The sequence below is a fragment of the Bacillus cereus genome, from assembly GCF_002561295.1.
Taxonomy (GTDB): Bacteria; Bacillota; Bacilli; order Bacillales; family Bacillaceae_G; genus Bacillus_A; species Bacillus_A cereus_S.
This window is the reverse complement of sequence record NZ_NTUG01000028.1, coordinates 1-15949: the sequence shown is the minus strand read 5'-3', so window position 1 is coordinate 15949 and position 15949 is coordinate 1. Positions and strand designations below refer to the sequence as shown.

Below are 15949 nucleotides of genomic sequence, written 5' to 3'. Positions count from 1 at the left end.
AGGTGAAATCGAAATGCCCCTACAGTTATGTAAAGGACAAAAAGTAGATTTAACTAAAAAGAATCCTACACTAACTCATATCAAACTTGGTCTTGGTTGGGATCTTCCTACAACTTCAACTTCAAATTCACATGCATTCGATTTAGATGCTGCCGCTTTTTTACTAGATGCAACTGGAAAACTAACAACCACGGAACATATTGTATTTTATAAACAGCCATCTGTTCTGCAAAATGCAGTTGCGCTTTCAAAAGATAATCGGACAGGTGAAGGTTCTGGAAATGATGAAGAAATCTCCATTTCACTCTCAAAGCTCCCAACACATATCGAACGAATTATGTTCACTATTACGATTCATGAAGCATTGAGACGCACACAAACATTCGGCCAAGTCAAGAACCCCTATGTCCGTATTATCGATACAGCGAATAATGAAGAAATGTTTCGCTATAACCTTGCAGAACCGTTCTCTACCGAAACTGCACTCATTGTCGGTGAGTGTTACCGTTATAAAGGGGAATGGAAATTCGGAGCGATTGGTAGAGGCATGCAGGGTGGGCTTATTGAACTAGCTAATCAATTCGGACTATCTCATATACCACCTAACCTTTTTGAAAAGACGAAAGAACAAATGAAACCTTCTTCTAGTCCTAAAAACATTAACCTTTCAAAAATCGAACTAAAGAAATCAGGAGATACAATCAATTTACAAAAAACAGAAAAGCCTCTTGGTGAAATTACAGTAAACTTAAATTGGAGTAAACAAAACGCTCCAAAACAAAAAGGATTCTTCTCATCTTTAACTGCAAATCTCTCGCCTCAAATAGATTTAGACTTAGGCTGTTTATTTGAATTTAAAGATGGTTGGAAAGGTGTTATACAACCACTTGGAAATGTATTTGGTTCCTATCATAGTGAGCCTTATATTCATTTAGATCAAGACGACCGCACAGGCGCTTCAAATAAAGGAGAAAATTTGCGTATTAACGGAAACATGATTCATGAAATAAAAAGAATATTAATTTTCTCTTATATATACGAAGGTGTTGCTAACTGGTCACAAGTGGATGGTGTTGCTACATTGAAACAGGAAAACGGACCAGACATTGTTGTAAAAATGGACGAACACCGCAATGGTTTCAACACATGTGCAATTGCAATGCTCGAAAATGTAAATGATGAGACATTCAAAGTACAACGGCTTGTGAAGTATTTTAAAGGGCACCGAGACATGGATCAATATTACAAATGGAACATGAATTGGGTCGCAGGCTCTAAATAAGGTGGTGACAACATGCAACACTTTTCCTATCTATCCCTTGAAGAAAAGCGAAACCTTTTCTACCAAGAACCAATTACCTTTTCAAAAGACATCTCAAAAGACCAATTAGCTTACGCATTAGGAGCTACTCTATATACACCTGGAACAAAGAGAACCATCGCAGATGACATCGTGAGAAAAAAGCATGAAGGCATAACATCAATTGTACTTTGTTTAGAGGATTCCATTAGTGATGGAGAAGAGGAACTTGCCGAGCAAAACGTCGTCATACAAATACAACTACTTGCTTATATGATGAATGCAGGAAAGCTCCACCCTTCAAATATGCCGCTTCTCTTTATCCGGATTCGTGAGCCAAAACAAATGCGCTCACTCGTTCGCGAACTAGGCAACGCCGTTCATTGTATAAGCGGTTTTGTTTTTCCTAAGTTTACTCCAGCCAACGGAATGTCTTATATTCATGAACTATCAGATATAAACGAAGCATACTCACTTTCACTTTACGGGATGCCTATTTTAGAGTCTCCTGAAATCATTTATAAAGAAAGCCGTATTGAATCCTTGTTATCAATTAAAGCAATTCTAGACTCTTACCGCGATTTTATTTTAAACGTTCGAATTGGTGCTACCGATTTTTCTGGCATATTCGGCATTCGCCGCAATAAAGATACGACTATTTATGATATTTCTGTCATTCGTGATTGTATCTCTGATATTATTAATATCTTTTCTAGAAAAGCAGATGAATATATTATCTCTGGACCTGTGTGGGAGTACTTTGAAAGCAAACAGCGCGTTTTGAAACCTCAACTTCGGCAAACGCTATTTCACGAATCACTCGGGAACGCTGGCCTAACCATGCGTGAGGAAATGCTTCATCGCTATGAAGATGGCCTGATTCATGAAGTCTTGCTCGATCAATCAAATGGATTAATTGGAAAAACGGTTATTCACCCTTCCCACATTAAGCTCATACAAGCGATGCACACTGTCACACTAGAAGATTATTTAGATGCAAAATCTATTTTTGAAAATGCCCATGCATATAATGGCGTAATGAAAAGTAGCTTTTCTAACAAAATGAATGAAGTGAAACCACATTATAATTGGGCGCGAAAAACATTGCTAAAATCTAATATTTATGGGGTGCTACATGAACAAAAAACTTTCATCGATCTCCTTACCGAAAAGACAACAGAGCACATGCCACATTTTAAATAAAATAACTGTTCACCTAGACATACTTCATAATCCATATTTATTATCATCCAATGAACTCTTTCAAATGGCAGCAAGAATCAATAAGAAGCGTAGCTTTTTGTTTGTCAGCACGATTTTAGGAAAACACCTTCCTGTTCCACCTGCAGTCTCATTAGCCAGTGGTTGCGCTCTTGCCGCAAGATATATGGAAGTTCTTCATCATACGCATCACCCGTTTCAAAAAGAGATTCTTACTTTCATTACTTCAAAAAAAGATAATCGTGATAAGCTAAAGGACATCCTGCAGTATCAATTTCCCTTGAAAGAAGAAGTGCTATTTATCGGATTTGCTGAAACAGCCACCGCATTAGGACAAGCAATGTTTCAATGTTTTCAACATGCAAAATATGTTCATACAACGAGAGAAATCATTTCCGAAGTAGAACCAATCATTACATTTGAAGAAGAACATTCTCACGCTACATCGCATCGTTGTTATGTCGATGCAAGCTATTTCCAAAATGAGCACCCAATCGTTCTTGTAGATGATGAAATGACAACCGGAAAAACTGCACTGAATATCATCCGGTCGATTCAAGAGAAGTTCCCTCGAAAAGAATATACGGTCGCTTCTCTACTAGATTGGCGTTCAAATGAACACCGAGAAAGATTTACAGAACTAGAAAAGGAGCTTGATATAACGATTCATACAATTTCTCTATTAAGTGGTTCAATTGAAGCCATCGGCAAGCCGATTGCTTCAACTTATTCAGAGGATAAAACTGTTTATCACCCAATACATTCACAAATAGAACAACATATAATTTCATGTCCTACTTTACCTTACACATCTACAAAGCATGGCACTAGCTACATAAACTACACAGGGCGCTTTGGCATTTCATCGGATGATCAAAATCATATCCACTCTTTCGCTAGAGAAATTGGTCATCATTTAAAGAGAAAACGAAAAGGTCAACATACACTCTGCTTAGGAACCGGCGAATTTATGTATCTTCCAATGCGAATTGCTGCTGAAATGGGCGAAAACATTTCTTATCAATCAACAACACGTAGTCCAATTCATCCTTACGCAGGTAATGCGGAATATGCCATTCATAGTCGTTTTTCCTATGAAAGCCCTGAGGACAAGGCAGTAACAAATTATTTTTATAATATCGAGCCGGGGGACTACGATGAAGTCTTTCTTTTTATCGAGCATGATTTACAAGAAGATGCTTTCCATCCTCTTCTCGCGCAATTACAAACCGTTATTCCGTTCGTTCATATCGTCTCATTCAGTAGCTTAGTAGAAAGTGAGGAAAAAGAAATATGACAGAAGCAAACACTGTAGATCGCCTTGGTAGTTACAAAGCAGAGGATGTCATTTTTCTATTAAAAAATATTAGTGATGTTATGGAAGAAAGCAAAACAGAAGATAGAGAAGAAGCCATTCAATCGGGCACACATTACTCTGAGATGCTACCAATCGAATACACACCATCTAAAGCTTATATGGATTTATTTTTCGCTTCACTCACGCAATACAAACGGAAACTGGCCATTGCTATCGGCGTTGTAGCTGAGCAAATTATAAAGACGAAAGGAAAAAATCTCGTTCTCGTCTCACTAGCAAGAGCTGGTACACCAATTGGTATTTTAATCAAACGATATATTCGTTATCAATATCATCTTGATTTGCCGCATTATTGTATCTCGATTATTCGCGGACGCGGTATTGATGAGAATGCCCTTCACTATATGCTAGAGCGACATCCAAACCAAACACTTCAGTTCATTGATGGTTGGACTGGGAAAGGAGCGATAAAAAAGGAACTGCGCCAATCTGTACATACATTTAACGAAAAGAATCATGAATATATTTCCGATTGCATGGCAGTGCTCTCCGATCCAGGGCATTGCACTTCTATATATGGAACGCGAGAAGATTTCCTCATTCCAAGCGCCTGTTTAAATGCGACCGTATCTGGATTAATTAGTCGCACAGTTTTAAATGAAGCCTATATTGGCCCAAAAGACTTTCACGGTGCTAAGTATTATAAAGAACTAGAAACAGAGGATTTATCTAACTTCTTTATTGATGAAATCGCAGCGCTATTCCCTTCCATTAACGCTGATGTAACAGAAAAACTAGAGCACCTTATCGCTACCTATACGGACCCATCTTGGCAAGGTATGCAAGATATCACCTCTATTCAACAGCATTTTGGAATAGAAAATATAAATTTAATTAAACCAGGAGTTGGAGAAACAACGCGCGTTTTATTAAGGCGAGTCCCGTGGAAGATTTTAATCCGCGATGAAAATAACCCAGACTTAAAACATATTTTACTTCTAGCAAAAGAAAAAGATGTTCCAGTAGAACTCTATAAAGATATGACCTATTCATGTTGCGGACTTATCACACCTCTTGGGAGGAAAACTTTATGATTTTTGCAAGTGACCTTGATCAGACGCTCATTTATTCTCGGAAATCGTTTCGCGTTCCGATAGACGATGAACACATTCAACTCATTGAAACGTTAGATAACAATGAAATTTCTTTTATGACACATAAAGCCATTTCGTTATTAAAAAAACTGCAATTACAAGCGCACTTCATCCCAGTTACAACGCGAACAATCGAACAGTTTCAGCGCATTACACTATTTCAAACAGAAGTTATTCCTGAATATGCAATTACGAGCAATGGTGGCAATATTCTTCATAACGGCAAACAAGATGACACTTGGAGAAACATCCAAGCAGAACGCTTAGCGGCATGCATGGAAAAAGAAGACGTTCTCACAGAATTTCAAAATATTTCTCATGAAGAATGGGTTATTTCACAAAAAACAGCGGATGACTTATTTCACTACTGCATCATTAAGCGTGACAATATTCCATACGACGAATTACATTCATTCACCACTTGGCTCGATAAACAAGGGTGGACTCATTCCTTACAAGGCCGAAAATTATATTTTGTGCCAAAGCCTGTGAACAAATGGGATGCTGTCCAGTATGTACAAGAAAAACTTCAGGCAAAAACCGTTATTACAGCTGGAGATTCCTTACTTGATCTATGCATGTTAGAAAGGGCGAATCATGCAATCGCTCCTCTTCACGGCGAACTTGAAACAAAACAAAGAAGTTTATTACCTCACATTGCAAGAACAAATGAAATAGGTATACATGCAGCGGAAGAAATTTTGAGTAAAGCACTCCAAGTGATCCATCATTCTCTTCCTACTGCGTAATCTATACATCCACCAAGAGCCCAGCATCCTTGTTATATAATGAAAAAGGAGCGATTAACTTGAGTACAATTACACTACGAAAAGAAGCAGTACGCGTTGTATTAGAGAAAAAGAAATTAACAGGCGTTGTCGCAAAAGTTGCACTTGTATTAGACATTTCCGGTTCTATGCGAACACTTTATAACAATGGTACCGTACAAGAAGTCGTCGAGCGTGTTCTTGCTGTAGCAAGTCAATTTGATGATGATGGTTCACTAGATATTTGGGTATATGATAACGAATTTTCAAGGTTACCAGCCGTTACTGAAAAAGACTTTGCTAATTATGTAGAAAAACATATTTTAAATAACTCTGCCATCCATAAGTTTGGCCGAAATGAAGAACCACAAGTGATGGAAGATATTATTAAAAAGTATACGGTTGAAGAAAAAAGCGAAGAGCCTGCCTTTGTTATTTTTATTAACGATGGCGGCTGTAAAAAAGGAATTCAAAAACCAGTTGTGTTCTCTTCTAACCAACCGATTTTTTGGCAGTTTGTTGGGATTGGAAACGGCAAATTTGATGTCCTTAGAAAACTCGATGAAATGGAAGGTCGTTTCATTGATAACGCAAATTTCTTCTACATTCGCGATATCGAAAAAACAACAGATGAAACGTTGTATAACAACTTATTAAATGAATTTCCGCTGTGGATAAAAGAAGCGAAGGAAAAACGAATTTTACGCTAATTTAGAAGGTGTTACTTTGAAAATAGGAGAAAAGATACGTCAAATCCGGATACACCGGGAAATGACACAGGGTGAATTAATAGATGGAATTTGTTCCATCCCATATTTAAGTCGTGTTGAAAATGGAACAGCCAAACCTTCTCTTTCTTTTTTAGAGAAGGTTTCGGCAAAACTGGATATTAGTGTGGATTATCTCACAAAGCAAAATAAAACTGACTTCGAAGCAACTATACTAGCAATTACGATAAACTATAAAGAGAATAACAAATTAACAGAAAGCGAAATTTCCCTTTTAGAGTTACACACTCGGGAAATGCATCCACTGCCAATTCTTTTAAAGATTTTTGGCATACTACTTCACCATTATGTTTGTACTGATGCATCAAAGAAAGCGAATTCCATTTATCAACAATCAATACATTTAATATCCAATCAGCCAAATCAATTGTTTGCTGAAGATTTTTCCTATTATTACATAGCATGTGGTAATTACTTTTATATGAAACAAGATTTTATCAAAACAAATGAATACTATGAACAAGCAAATCAATTATTGACCTCTGAAGAGAACTTACAGCGTGCCCACCTATACTATAATCTAAGCTTAGTTAAACAACGTCTCATTAAAGATCAAAGTATTAGCCGGAAGTATTCAAAAAAAGCATATGAACTATTTAACAAATTAAACAACAAAGTTCCAATGACAGATGCACTTATTACAATGGCTGTACAATATCACCTGGATGGAAAATATGAAGAATCTTTACAATGCTTACAAGAGGCTGAAGGATATGTAAAAGAATTTCAAGAACCCGCTATGTATTTTGCAATGATTTATTACAATTACGGAAGGGTATATCAAGGATTAAAACAATTCGATCAAGCAATTCAACATTTCAACCACTCCTTACAAATAAATGCATCACTCGATCACCAAAAGGAAAACATCTACTCATTGCGAAGTCTCATTGAAATTTACTTACACTTAAAAGAATGGGAGCAAATGAATAAAGTAATGCTTGAAGCCATCAAAATCTTAGAAGCTTACGATACGCCTTCTGTGTCCATCGAAATTCATGCATACAAAGCACATCTCTATAAAATGCAAGGTGACTCTTATAGCTACGAGAAGGAAATGCAAAGAATTATTGATTTTGGAATAGCCAACAGACAATATATACAGGTTAAAAAGCTAGCTACTGAATTAGGGGATCATTTTTATGAATTACGTGCTTATAAATTAGGAGCAAAATATTTTAAAATCGCCTTACAATGTGATCTTGATATAGAAGATTTCCAAAACAACTTCTAAAATGACAATTCCCCTCTTTGCATACAATCAAAGAGGGTGAAAATGATAATTAAAACACAACACTCTTTTGTTTCACCCTCTGTGAACTCTCTTCCCTAGGAGCGATTTCTATCGTAATGAACCCATAGTAGTAGGCTCGAATTCCAATTTCTACACGATGATGAATTCTCCACTTTTCCTTAATAGAAGCGATTATTTCTCCTACTCTTCTTCGGCTAATATACAGCGTTTGAGCAATTTCTTTATCTTTCATTCCTTTTGAGACGAGAATGGCTACTTCTTTTTCTTTTGCACTTAACCTAACACTCATTTTTCATTCTCCTTTCTCCACTTTCAATTCCTTACTATTACTTTATAATGCAAGGTTAGTTAATTTATAGTAGTTAAAAATATCGAAAAAATAGAAAGAATTCCTTATTATTTACTAGAAAAAGTTAACCATATTCAAAAGAAAAAAGACCGTTGTAAAACGGCCTTCCTTACGCTGACAATTCTTTCAGCGTATCACTTAATTTAAACTTCCTTAACTGGAATAAAGCAATCATCGCTGCACTTGTTCCAAGTATAACGCTCGCTACTGCCAGTAATAGCACTTGATTATATGGGATTGTAATCACTGTTAATTCTAAACTTGATAATACAATATAACTGAAAATCACTCCGCCTCCAATCCCTATGATTCCAGCTATCGCACCAAGTAATGCACCTTCTAACCACACAATTCTTCGCATCTGCGTAGGGATTGCTCCTACGGCACGAATCATACTTATTTCAGCGCGTCTTTCATGTAAACTTGCAACAATTGCGTTCATTAAGCCAATGCCTGAAATAATAAAGATAATGACTACTAATAAACGAATTAACATAACCATTTGAGATAAGAGCTGTTCTTGTTCCTTTAACAAATCGGTACTATTTATAACCTCGACATTCTCTTTCCCTTTTGTTATCTGTGTTACTTGCTTCTTAATTGTTTCAAAAGGCACCTTAGAATCCGTCATAATTTGAATCGATTCATAGCCTTTTACACTGAACATATTTCGTGCCCATTCTTCATTTACAAAGACGTAAGACCCCCGAAATCGTAAATCTTTCTCTATAATAGAAACAACTCGAATTTGCTGTTTTTCTTTCCCTTTTCCTTGTACTTCAATTGTGTCCTGTAATTTAATCCCTAAATTTTTTGCTGTATCTTTTGTAATGACTCCTTCCCCATCTTTTAATGGCGTACTCAAGCTTTGTCCAGAAGCAACTTTCATCTGTGTTACTTTTTGAAATGAAGTAATATTCGTACCTACAACTTCCATTCCTTCATAATCATACTTGTTTTTCCTCATAAACTCGTACCATTCTTGATTTGCCTTTTTAAAGTCATAATTTACGAGTTTTGATGTGAAGTCAGGCGCTGCTCCGACAATTTCTTTTACTCCTTCAACCTTTTGTATCTTTTCTAACCAATGCAATGGTAGACTTTCAATCCCTTGTGATTGCATTGGAACACGAATGACTAAATCTGCTGGTAAATTCTTTTGTAATCCTTGTTTCGTTCCTTCATACATCGCATTCACATACATCGTTCCAACTAGCGATAACATAAATCCAAATGCTAAGATCGCGACTGACACAGCTGCCTTTTTACGATAACGAATTACATTTCTACCACTAATCGTTGTCTCAATGCGAAATAGCATTTGGAATGGTTTTGCAATAACGGGCGTAATAACACGAATACATAACGGAATTGCAAACAACAAACCTACTGCAAATAACAGAGCCCCTATCGCACTTGGATTAAAACCAATATATTCTTCAGTAAATCCACCACTTAAACCAATTCCGGCACCTACTATTAAAATAACGAGACTGAAAATGCTCCATTTCCGTTCTTTCTTTTGATGCCCCGGAATTCCTGGTCTTAATGCTTCAACAGGAGGAATTTTTCTTACCATAAATGCTGGTATAATCGCACCTACTACAGACATAACAATCCCTAATAAAAACGGAATGAGTAAAGTCTCACCTGAAATAGAAAACGATTCTCCTCCTGTACTTTCTACATTCATCCACTTGTTCATAACAGAAGCTGCGAGCTGATGTGTACTAGCACCAAGAATGACTCCTGCCAATGAACCAATCGCTCCAATACATAACGCCTCTAATAAAACAACAAGAATGACTTGGTTTGGATTACTACCAAGTGCACGTAATAAAGCCCATTGTTTAAAACGGCCCCTTACAGATAAAAAGAAACTTCCCATAATTAAAAGTGCTACAACAAATAAAGCAATCCCGCCTAAGCTAAAGATTAATGGCTTCATTACATTTAATCTTTCAAATGCTTTATCTACATATGTACGCTGATCTATTTTGATATTTTCCAATCTCTTATTGGCATCATTAGCAATCATTGTCTTTCCATTAACATCAGATACTTTCACTTGAACGAGGTTAAATTGACCTTGTAAATTTAATTCCTTTTGCATCCAAGCAATCGGAAAGTATGCGCTATGCCCCATTGCTGCCATCAATGGTGGATTCAAAATCCCTACAACTTTAACACTTTTTTCACCATGCGGTGGAAAAGGGAGGCGAATCATATCTCCGACTTTTATATTTTCTCGATCTGTATACCCTTTCGTAAGTGCTACCTCCGCTCCTTCTTTCGGGTATCGTCCCTCTATAACTTTATAAGCATGCATATCTGGAGAATCTTGTTCAACGCCCCAATAAGACGGTTTTCCAGAAAGCTCTTTATGATTTGGTAAAGGATAAGGAATAAGTACTTTTGTTATTTTCTCAGCATTTTCAAGACTATCCAGTTCTTTTAAGTTCTCATTATTTAAGTACATATCATTTTTTATATAACCAAATTGCAAATTGTAATCTCCGTAACGACTTACAACTTGCTCTTTAACACTTTGTTCTACAGATTGATTCCCAAGTAGAAGCATCGTTGCTAACATAACACCTAGTGCAGCCCCAAGAGCGATTAACATGTTCCTTAGCCAATTCTGTCTAATAGACTTGGCTGCATATTTAATTATCCAAAACATCGCTCTTATCACCTACCTTAAAGTGCCGATTCATAATGTCTTGAATGTGTGTGACTTGCTGCGGAATATGACGGAATTTCCATCCTTTTCTTTCTACATGTTCATGAATGACTTCACCATCTAGTAAAAAAATAACTTTATCTGCATGTGCAGCTACAAACGGATCATGCGTTACAACAATTGCTGTTTGCCCTAATTCATCACAAGCATTACGAAGAGCCGCAATAATACTTTTGCTATTTTCAGAATCTAATGCTCCTGTCGGTTCATCTGCTAATATAATCGCTGGTTCATTTGCAAATGCCCTTGCAATAGCAACTCTTTGTTGTTGACCACCTGATAATTGCGATGGTAAATGTTTTTCCTTTCCTTTCAAACCAACAAGCTCTAATAATCGATTTGCCGTTATCGTCGCTTTCTTCTGTGATACATTATCCAATAATAATGGTAGTCCCACATTTTCTTCCGCATTAAATACAGGTATTAAATTAAACTGCTGAAAAATAAAACCGATTTGATGTCTTCGAAATAATGCTAGCTCTTTTTCTTTTAACGATGAAATTTCTGTACCATCTACTCGAATGCTTCCCGTAGTCGGAATATCTAATCCTCCAAGCAACTGTAAAAGAGTTGTTTTCCCCGATCCACTTGCTCCCATAATACAAACGAAATCACCTTTTTGAATTTGAAGATCAATCTCCTTTAATACCTTTACTTTACTATTACCAATATCAAATGATTTTTCTAATCCTTCAATTTCAATAATATTCATCTTTTAACCCCTTCTTTTACATTTAATTATCTTTATATATGTTCTCCCACGAAACCAAATTCCCTATCATCTTATACTTGTAGTGTAATAGAAATATATTTTGAAACACACTTCGCAAAATGGCACATCTCACATTTTTAAATAAGAAATCGAATTTCTTGACTTCACCCTTAAACCGTAATAGTTACAATAATATTTTCTTTTTACGTAAAAACTATCAACATATCCACAAATAGGAGGAACAAACATGAAACATGTAATCGTTTATGCACACCCAAATCCACAGAGCTTCAATCATGCGATTTTAGAAACTGTAAAAGGTGAATTAGAAGAAAAAGGCCATGAAGTACGCGTTCGCGATTTATATGAATTAAACTTTAATCCAGTATTAGGGGCCTCTGATTTCGTCTCATTTTCTCAAGGAAATACACCAGAGGATATTAAAGAAGAACAAGAACATATCACTTGGGCTGACAGCATTACATTTATTTATCCAGTTTGGTGGGCAGGGCTTCCAGCAATCTTAAAAGGATATGTTGACCGTGTCTTTAGCCACGGCTTCGCTTATGCTTACGGTGAGAATGGTATTGAAAAATTATTAAGTGGTAAAAAAGGATTACTATTATCCACAATGGGAAATTCAAAAGAAGCTTATACAGCAAGCGGGATGTTTGAAGCAATGAAGAAAACGACTGATGCTGGTATTTTTGAATTTACAGGAATCGAAGCATTAGAGCATACATTCTATACGAGTGTTCCTTCTGTGGATGGTGACGTACGAAAAGAATATCTTGAAGAAGTAAAAGAAGTTGTGAATCGCGTATTTTAATGAAAAAAACAGGCAATCAAAAAGATTGCCTGTCCCTTATTACATCTTCTCAATCCACTCCGTCAAGTTATGCACAACCTCTGTTGGCTGTACGTCATACTCTGTTAACTTCTCCACAGTTGTGACTCCAGTGTGGACAAGAAGTGTATGCATACCAGCATTTATCCCTGCTAAAATGTCTGTATCATAGTTATCCCCAACCATTAGCACTTCTTCTTTCTTCATGCCGAGCACTTTTAATGCTTGTTCCATAATAATGGATTCTGGTTTTCCAATGAAGATCGGTTCTACACCTGTTGATACTGTCACAACAGATGTTAATGAACCGTTTCCTGGTAATAAACCACGCTCAGTTGGGATTGCAATATCTCCATTTGTCGAAATAAATGTCGCACCATTACGTACTGCAAGGCATGCTTTCGCTAGCTTTTCATATGTAATTTCACGATCTAATCCAACAACAACAAAGTCCGGATTTTCATCCACAAGCTTAAATCCTTTTTCCACAAGTGCATCGTGCAAGCCTTCTTCACCAATCATATACACGGACGCATCTTGTTTACGTTCATAAATAAAGTTCGCTGTTGCCATACTTGTTGTGAATACTTGGTCTGGCTTAGCTGGAATATCGAAACGAACAAGTTTTTCTGCTACTTGTTCTGGTTTACGAGTTGAGTTGTTTGTTACGAATAAATATGGAAGATCGCGCTCATTTAAAGCTTTTACAAAATCACTAGCTTCCTCAATTTGCTCTTCACCGCGATACATCGTACCATCTAAGTCGATTAAATAGCCTTTATACATCCATCTGTCTCTCCTTTTTGTCTAGCGTTCATACCCTTCTTATATTAACCCCTTTTTCCAAAGAAAAAAACGCTTCATCAAAAAGCGTCCCATAACGTTCATTTTTTCTCTTGTATATGATACGAACAATGGCAGTCACCATCGCACATATTTGATAACACCTTTACATTTTCATCAGAAAACAACCGCTTATACATATTTTCTTCCTCTAAACAAAGCTGTGGATATTTTTCAGCAACAGCCTTTAATGGACAATTTTGTTTTTGTAATATGTATGATTTTTCTTCTTGCTTCACTTGTACCATATATCCATTTTCCTCTTGCATAATGGCAACTTCTCTAAGCTTCTGCAATACATTATCCTGGCGACTCACTCGTTTTTGTAATTGCTCCTCCATCCGATTCGTCCGCGCCTTTAAGATAGCATTTACAAGTGTTTCATCACCAATTTGCTCTAAGTCCTCTAACATCTCTAAAGCAAATTTCTTATAATCCTTCGGAAATGAATCTTCTCCTCTTTCGCTTAAAGCATATACATAAGTCGGTCTCCCAACATGCTGGCGCACCATTTTCGATTGAATCACTTGTTCTTTCTCAAGCTTACTTAGGTGCCGACGTACTGCCATCTCTGTAATTTCCAAAGATTCAGCCAATGATCCAACTGTTTGTTCACCATGCCTTTTTAAGATTTGCACAATCTCTTCCTTCGTTGTACGAGCTTGCTTCATCGCTCACCCCTTCTTCCTATTGACCTATGATAAAAAGTAGAAGATCCCCAAAAGGTGATTGGGGATCTTCTTACATTTATTCTGCTACAAATGCAGATACAGGTCCTAATTCCTTTTCTAAATAACGACGAATATTCGCAGGGTATTTCTGTACCACAGCGATTTGTCTTTGAATCGTTGTATATAATTCCTCATGGTTCATTTGAATATAATCTTGCATAAGCATTTTACGAAGAAGAATCACTTCTTTAATTCCTTTTCCTTCTTCATCACTTATGACTTTTTCATCCATTAAAATATCAATAATATCTTCATAGCTTCCTGGATCACGCATAATAAATCCATCTATCATTGCATTTCCAACATCTAATATGCAATCCATGATAAGATGCGACATACGCTCTAATGCGTAATATTCAAAAGGCGTTTCATATTGGTGCTTCTCTTGAAATGTATCTACCGCTTGTTCTAAACATGTTAACATTTGTTCTATTTTTTTTCTGTCTACAAAGTACATGAATGTCACCCACCTAGAAATAAAAGCATTTATATTTCAATTGTAACCGTTTCCCTTGAAAAAATCGACAATTTTTCGAATTCACCTTTTCCTTGTTATTTGTTATAGTTATAATTGTATGATTTTTGAAATTGGAGGAATGTCACCTTGGAACGTGAACTCGCATTAGAAATTGTCCGTGTAACAGAAGCAGCAGCCTTAGCATCCGCACAATGGATGGGCCGCGGAAAGAAAAACGAAGCAGATGATGCAGCAACTACAGCTATGCGTGATATGTTTGATTCAGTAAACATGGCAGGTACTGTTGTAATTGGTGAAGGAGAGCTTGATGAAGCACCAATGTTATATATTGGTGAAGAATTAGGAACAGGTAACGGACCAGAAGTTGATATCGCCGTTGACCCGTTAGAAGGTACAAACATTGTTGCGAAAGGTCTTGCAAACGCAATGGCAGTTATCGCAATCGCAGATAAAGGAAACCTTCTTCATGCTCCGGATATGTACATGGAAAAAATCGCGGTTGGTCCAAAAGCAGCTGGTAAAATTAGCTTAGATGATCCAATTGAGAAAACCATTGAAATTGTAGCAGAAGCAAACAATAAAAAAATTCGTGACCTAACGGTTATCGTCCAAGAACGTGAACGTCATCAAGATATTATTGACCGTGTTCGCGCAAAAGGTGCACGTGTAAAACTATTCGGTGATGGCGATGTTGGTGCGTCAATCGCAACAGCTCTTCCTGGAACAGGTATCGATTTATTCGTTGGTGTTGGCGGCGCTCCAGAGGGCGTTATCTCTGCAGCCGCACTAAAATGTCTTGAAGGCGAAATGCAAGCACGCTTAGTTCCAATGAATGAAGAAGAAGAAGCACGTTGCCGCGAAATGGGATTAGAAGATCCTCGTCAACTTCTTATGTTAGACGACTTAGTATCTGGTGATGACGCAATCTTCTCAGCAACAGGCGTATCTGCTGGCGAGTTATTAGATGGTGTAAAATTCCTTGGCGGAGATTTAGCAGAAACATATTCTATCGTTATGCGTTACAAAACGAGAACAGTACGCTTTATTAAAACGCATCACCATTTAGATTATAAGCCTCACTTAAACTTAGATATTTAAAAAAGGAGCCTATGTGTATGGAAGAACGTTTCTTTCTTTACGACGATACAGTCGATACAAAAACACGTTTCGTTAGCTTTATGGGAGAAAATGAGCGCCACGATTTAGCGCTTTTATATTCCGATCGTCATTACGATAAAACAATTGTCCTTGATATGCAACGCAATAAATTTGCCATCATCGGCACTGATGACTTAAACGAACCGGGCTACTTAGAGCATGCATTTTCCATGTCTGAAGAAATTGCAGAAGAACTACGCTCATTCTTATTTGAACTTATATAAAGTGAAACTTTAATCCGTGGGGGGCTTTATCCCCCACGGATTATTAGCCCTCACCAATCGG

At 36.9% G+C, this 15949-nt stretch carries 16 protein-coding genes; 10 read left to right on the top strand and 6 right to left on the bottom strand.

Annotated elements, in window-relative coordinates:
* Positions 1-13 precede the first annotated feature (13 nt).
* The 7 genes from CN373_RS16050 to CN373_RS16020 are packed head-to-tail and all read left to right on the top strand — an operon-like array spanning position 14 to position 7782.
* Positions 14-1282, top strand: a complete 1269-nt coding sequence (locus CN373_RS16050) for a TerD family protein (protein WP_098359711.1) — start codon at positions 14-16, stop codon at positions 1280-1282.
* Positions 1283-1294: 12 nt separating this feature from the next.
* Entirely contained in the window at positions 1295-2503 is a 1209-nt protein-coding gene (locus CN373_RS16045; protein ID WP_098359710.1) for an HpcH/HpaI aldolase/citrate lyase family protein, read from the top strand.
* Complete coding sequence (locus CN373_RS16040) at positions 2436-3818, top strand: phosphoribosyltransferase family protein (protein WP_098359709.1); 1383 nt, start codon at positions 2436-2438, stop codon at positions 3816-3818. The genes CN373_RS16045 and CN373_RS16040 overlap by 68 nt, the downstream gene beginning before the upstream one ends.
* Complete coding sequence (locus CN373_RS16035; protein ID WP_000133615.1) at positions 3815-4933, top strand: cysteine protease StiP family protein; 1119 nt, start codon at positions 3815-3817, stop codon at positions 4931-4933. Before CN373_RS16040 ends, CN373_RS16035 begins: the two co-directional genes overlap by 4 nt.
* Positions 4930-5742 (top strand): HAD family hydrolase, encoded by an 813-nt coding sequence (locus tag CN373_RS16030; protein ID WP_000575388.1) that lies wholly within the window; start codon positions 4930-4932, stop codon positions 5740-5742. Before CN373_RS16035 ends, CN373_RS16030 begins: the two co-directional genes overlap by 4 nt.
* Positions 5743-5801: 59 nt before the next feature.
* Positions 5802-6470, top strand: coding sequence for a vWA domain-containing protein (locus CN373_RS16025; protein ID WP_033664828.1), 669 nt, complete (start codon positions 5802-5804; stop codon positions 6468-6470).
* A 16-nt stretch (positions 6471-6486) separates the two neighbouring features.
* Complete coding sequence (locus CN373_RS16020; protein ID WP_098359708.1) at positions 6487-7782, top strand: helix-turn-helix transcriptional regulator; 1296 nt, start codon at positions 6487-6489, stop codon at positions 7780-7782.
* A gap of 49 nt (positions 7783-7831) precedes the next feature.
* Here CN373_RS16020 and CN373_RS16015 read toward each other — a convergent pair whose 3' ends face one another.
* The 3 genes from CN373_RS16015 to CN373_RS16005 form a co-directional block, all read right to left on the bottom strand.
* Complete coding sequence (locus tag CN373_RS16015) at positions 7832-8092, bottom strand: response regulator transcription factor (RefSeq protein WP_000116260.1); 261 nt, start codon at positions 8090-8092, stop codon at positions 7832-7834.
* A gap of 169 nt (positions 8093-8261) precedes the next feature.
* Positions 8262-10835 (bottom strand): FtsX-like permease family protein, encoded by a 2574-nt coding sequence (locus tag CN373_RS16010; RefSeq protein ID WP_098359707.1) that lies wholly within the window; start codon positions 10833-10835, stop codon positions 8262-8264.
* Positions 10819-11607, bottom strand: a complete 789-nt coding sequence (locus CN373_RS16005) for an ABC transporter ATP-binding protein (protein WP_098359706.1) — start codon at positions 11605-11607, stop codon at positions 10819-10821. The genes CN373_RS16010 and CN373_RS16005 overlap by 17 nt, the downstream gene beginning before the upstream one ends.
* Positions 11608-11854: 247 nt before the next feature.
* Here CN373_RS16005 and CN373_RS16000 point away from each other — a divergent pair, with 247 nt between their 5' ends.
* Positions 11855-12436, top strand: a complete 582-nt coding sequence (locus CN373_RS16000; protein ID WP_000683401.1) for an NAD(P)H-dependent oxidoreductase — start codon at positions 11855-11857, stop codon at positions 12434-12436.
* A 39-nt stretch (positions 12437-12475) separates the two neighbouring features.
* On the opposite strand, the gene CN373_RS15995 is transcribed toward CN373_RS16000, so the two are convergent.
* The 3 genes from CN373_RS15995 to CN373_RS15985 form a co-directional block, all read right to left on the bottom strand.
* A complete protein-coding gene (locus CN373_RS15995) occupies positions 12476-13240 on the bottom strand; it encodes a TIGR01457 family HAD-type hydrolase (protein ID WP_098359705.1) in 765 nt (254 codons plus the stop codon).
* A gap of 98 nt (positions 13241-13338) precedes the next feature.
* Positions 13339-13968 (bottom strand): helix-turn-helix transcriptional regulator, encoded by a 630-nt coding sequence (locus CN373_RS15990; RefSeq protein ID WP_000806435.1) that lies wholly within the window; start codon positions 13966-13968, stop codon positions 13339-13341.
* Between the two features lie 76 nt (positions 13969-14044).
* Positions 14045-14485 (bottom strand): DUF86 domain-containing protein, encoded by a 441-nt coding sequence (locus CN373_RS15985; RefSeq protein WP_098359704.1) that lies wholly within the window; start codon positions 14483-14485, stop codon positions 14045-14047.
* Between the two features lie 147 nt (positions 14486-14632).
* On the opposite strand from CN373_RS15985, the gene glpX reads away from it, so the two are divergent.
* Together glpX and CN373_RS15975 are read left to right on the top strand one after the other, a co-directional pair.
* A complete protein-coding gene (glpX, locus tag CN373_RS15980; protein ID WP_000439097.1) occupies positions 14633-15604 on the top strand; it encodes a class II fructose-bisphosphatase in 972 nt (323 codons plus the stop codon).
* A gap of 17 nt (positions 15605-15621) precedes the next feature.
* A complete protein-coding gene (locus tag CN373_RS15975) occupies positions 15622-15888 on the top strand; it encodes a DUF3055 domain-containing protein (RefSeq protein ID WP_098359703.1) in 267 nt (88 codons plus the stop codon).
* Positions 15889-15949: the final 61 nt, after the last annotated feature.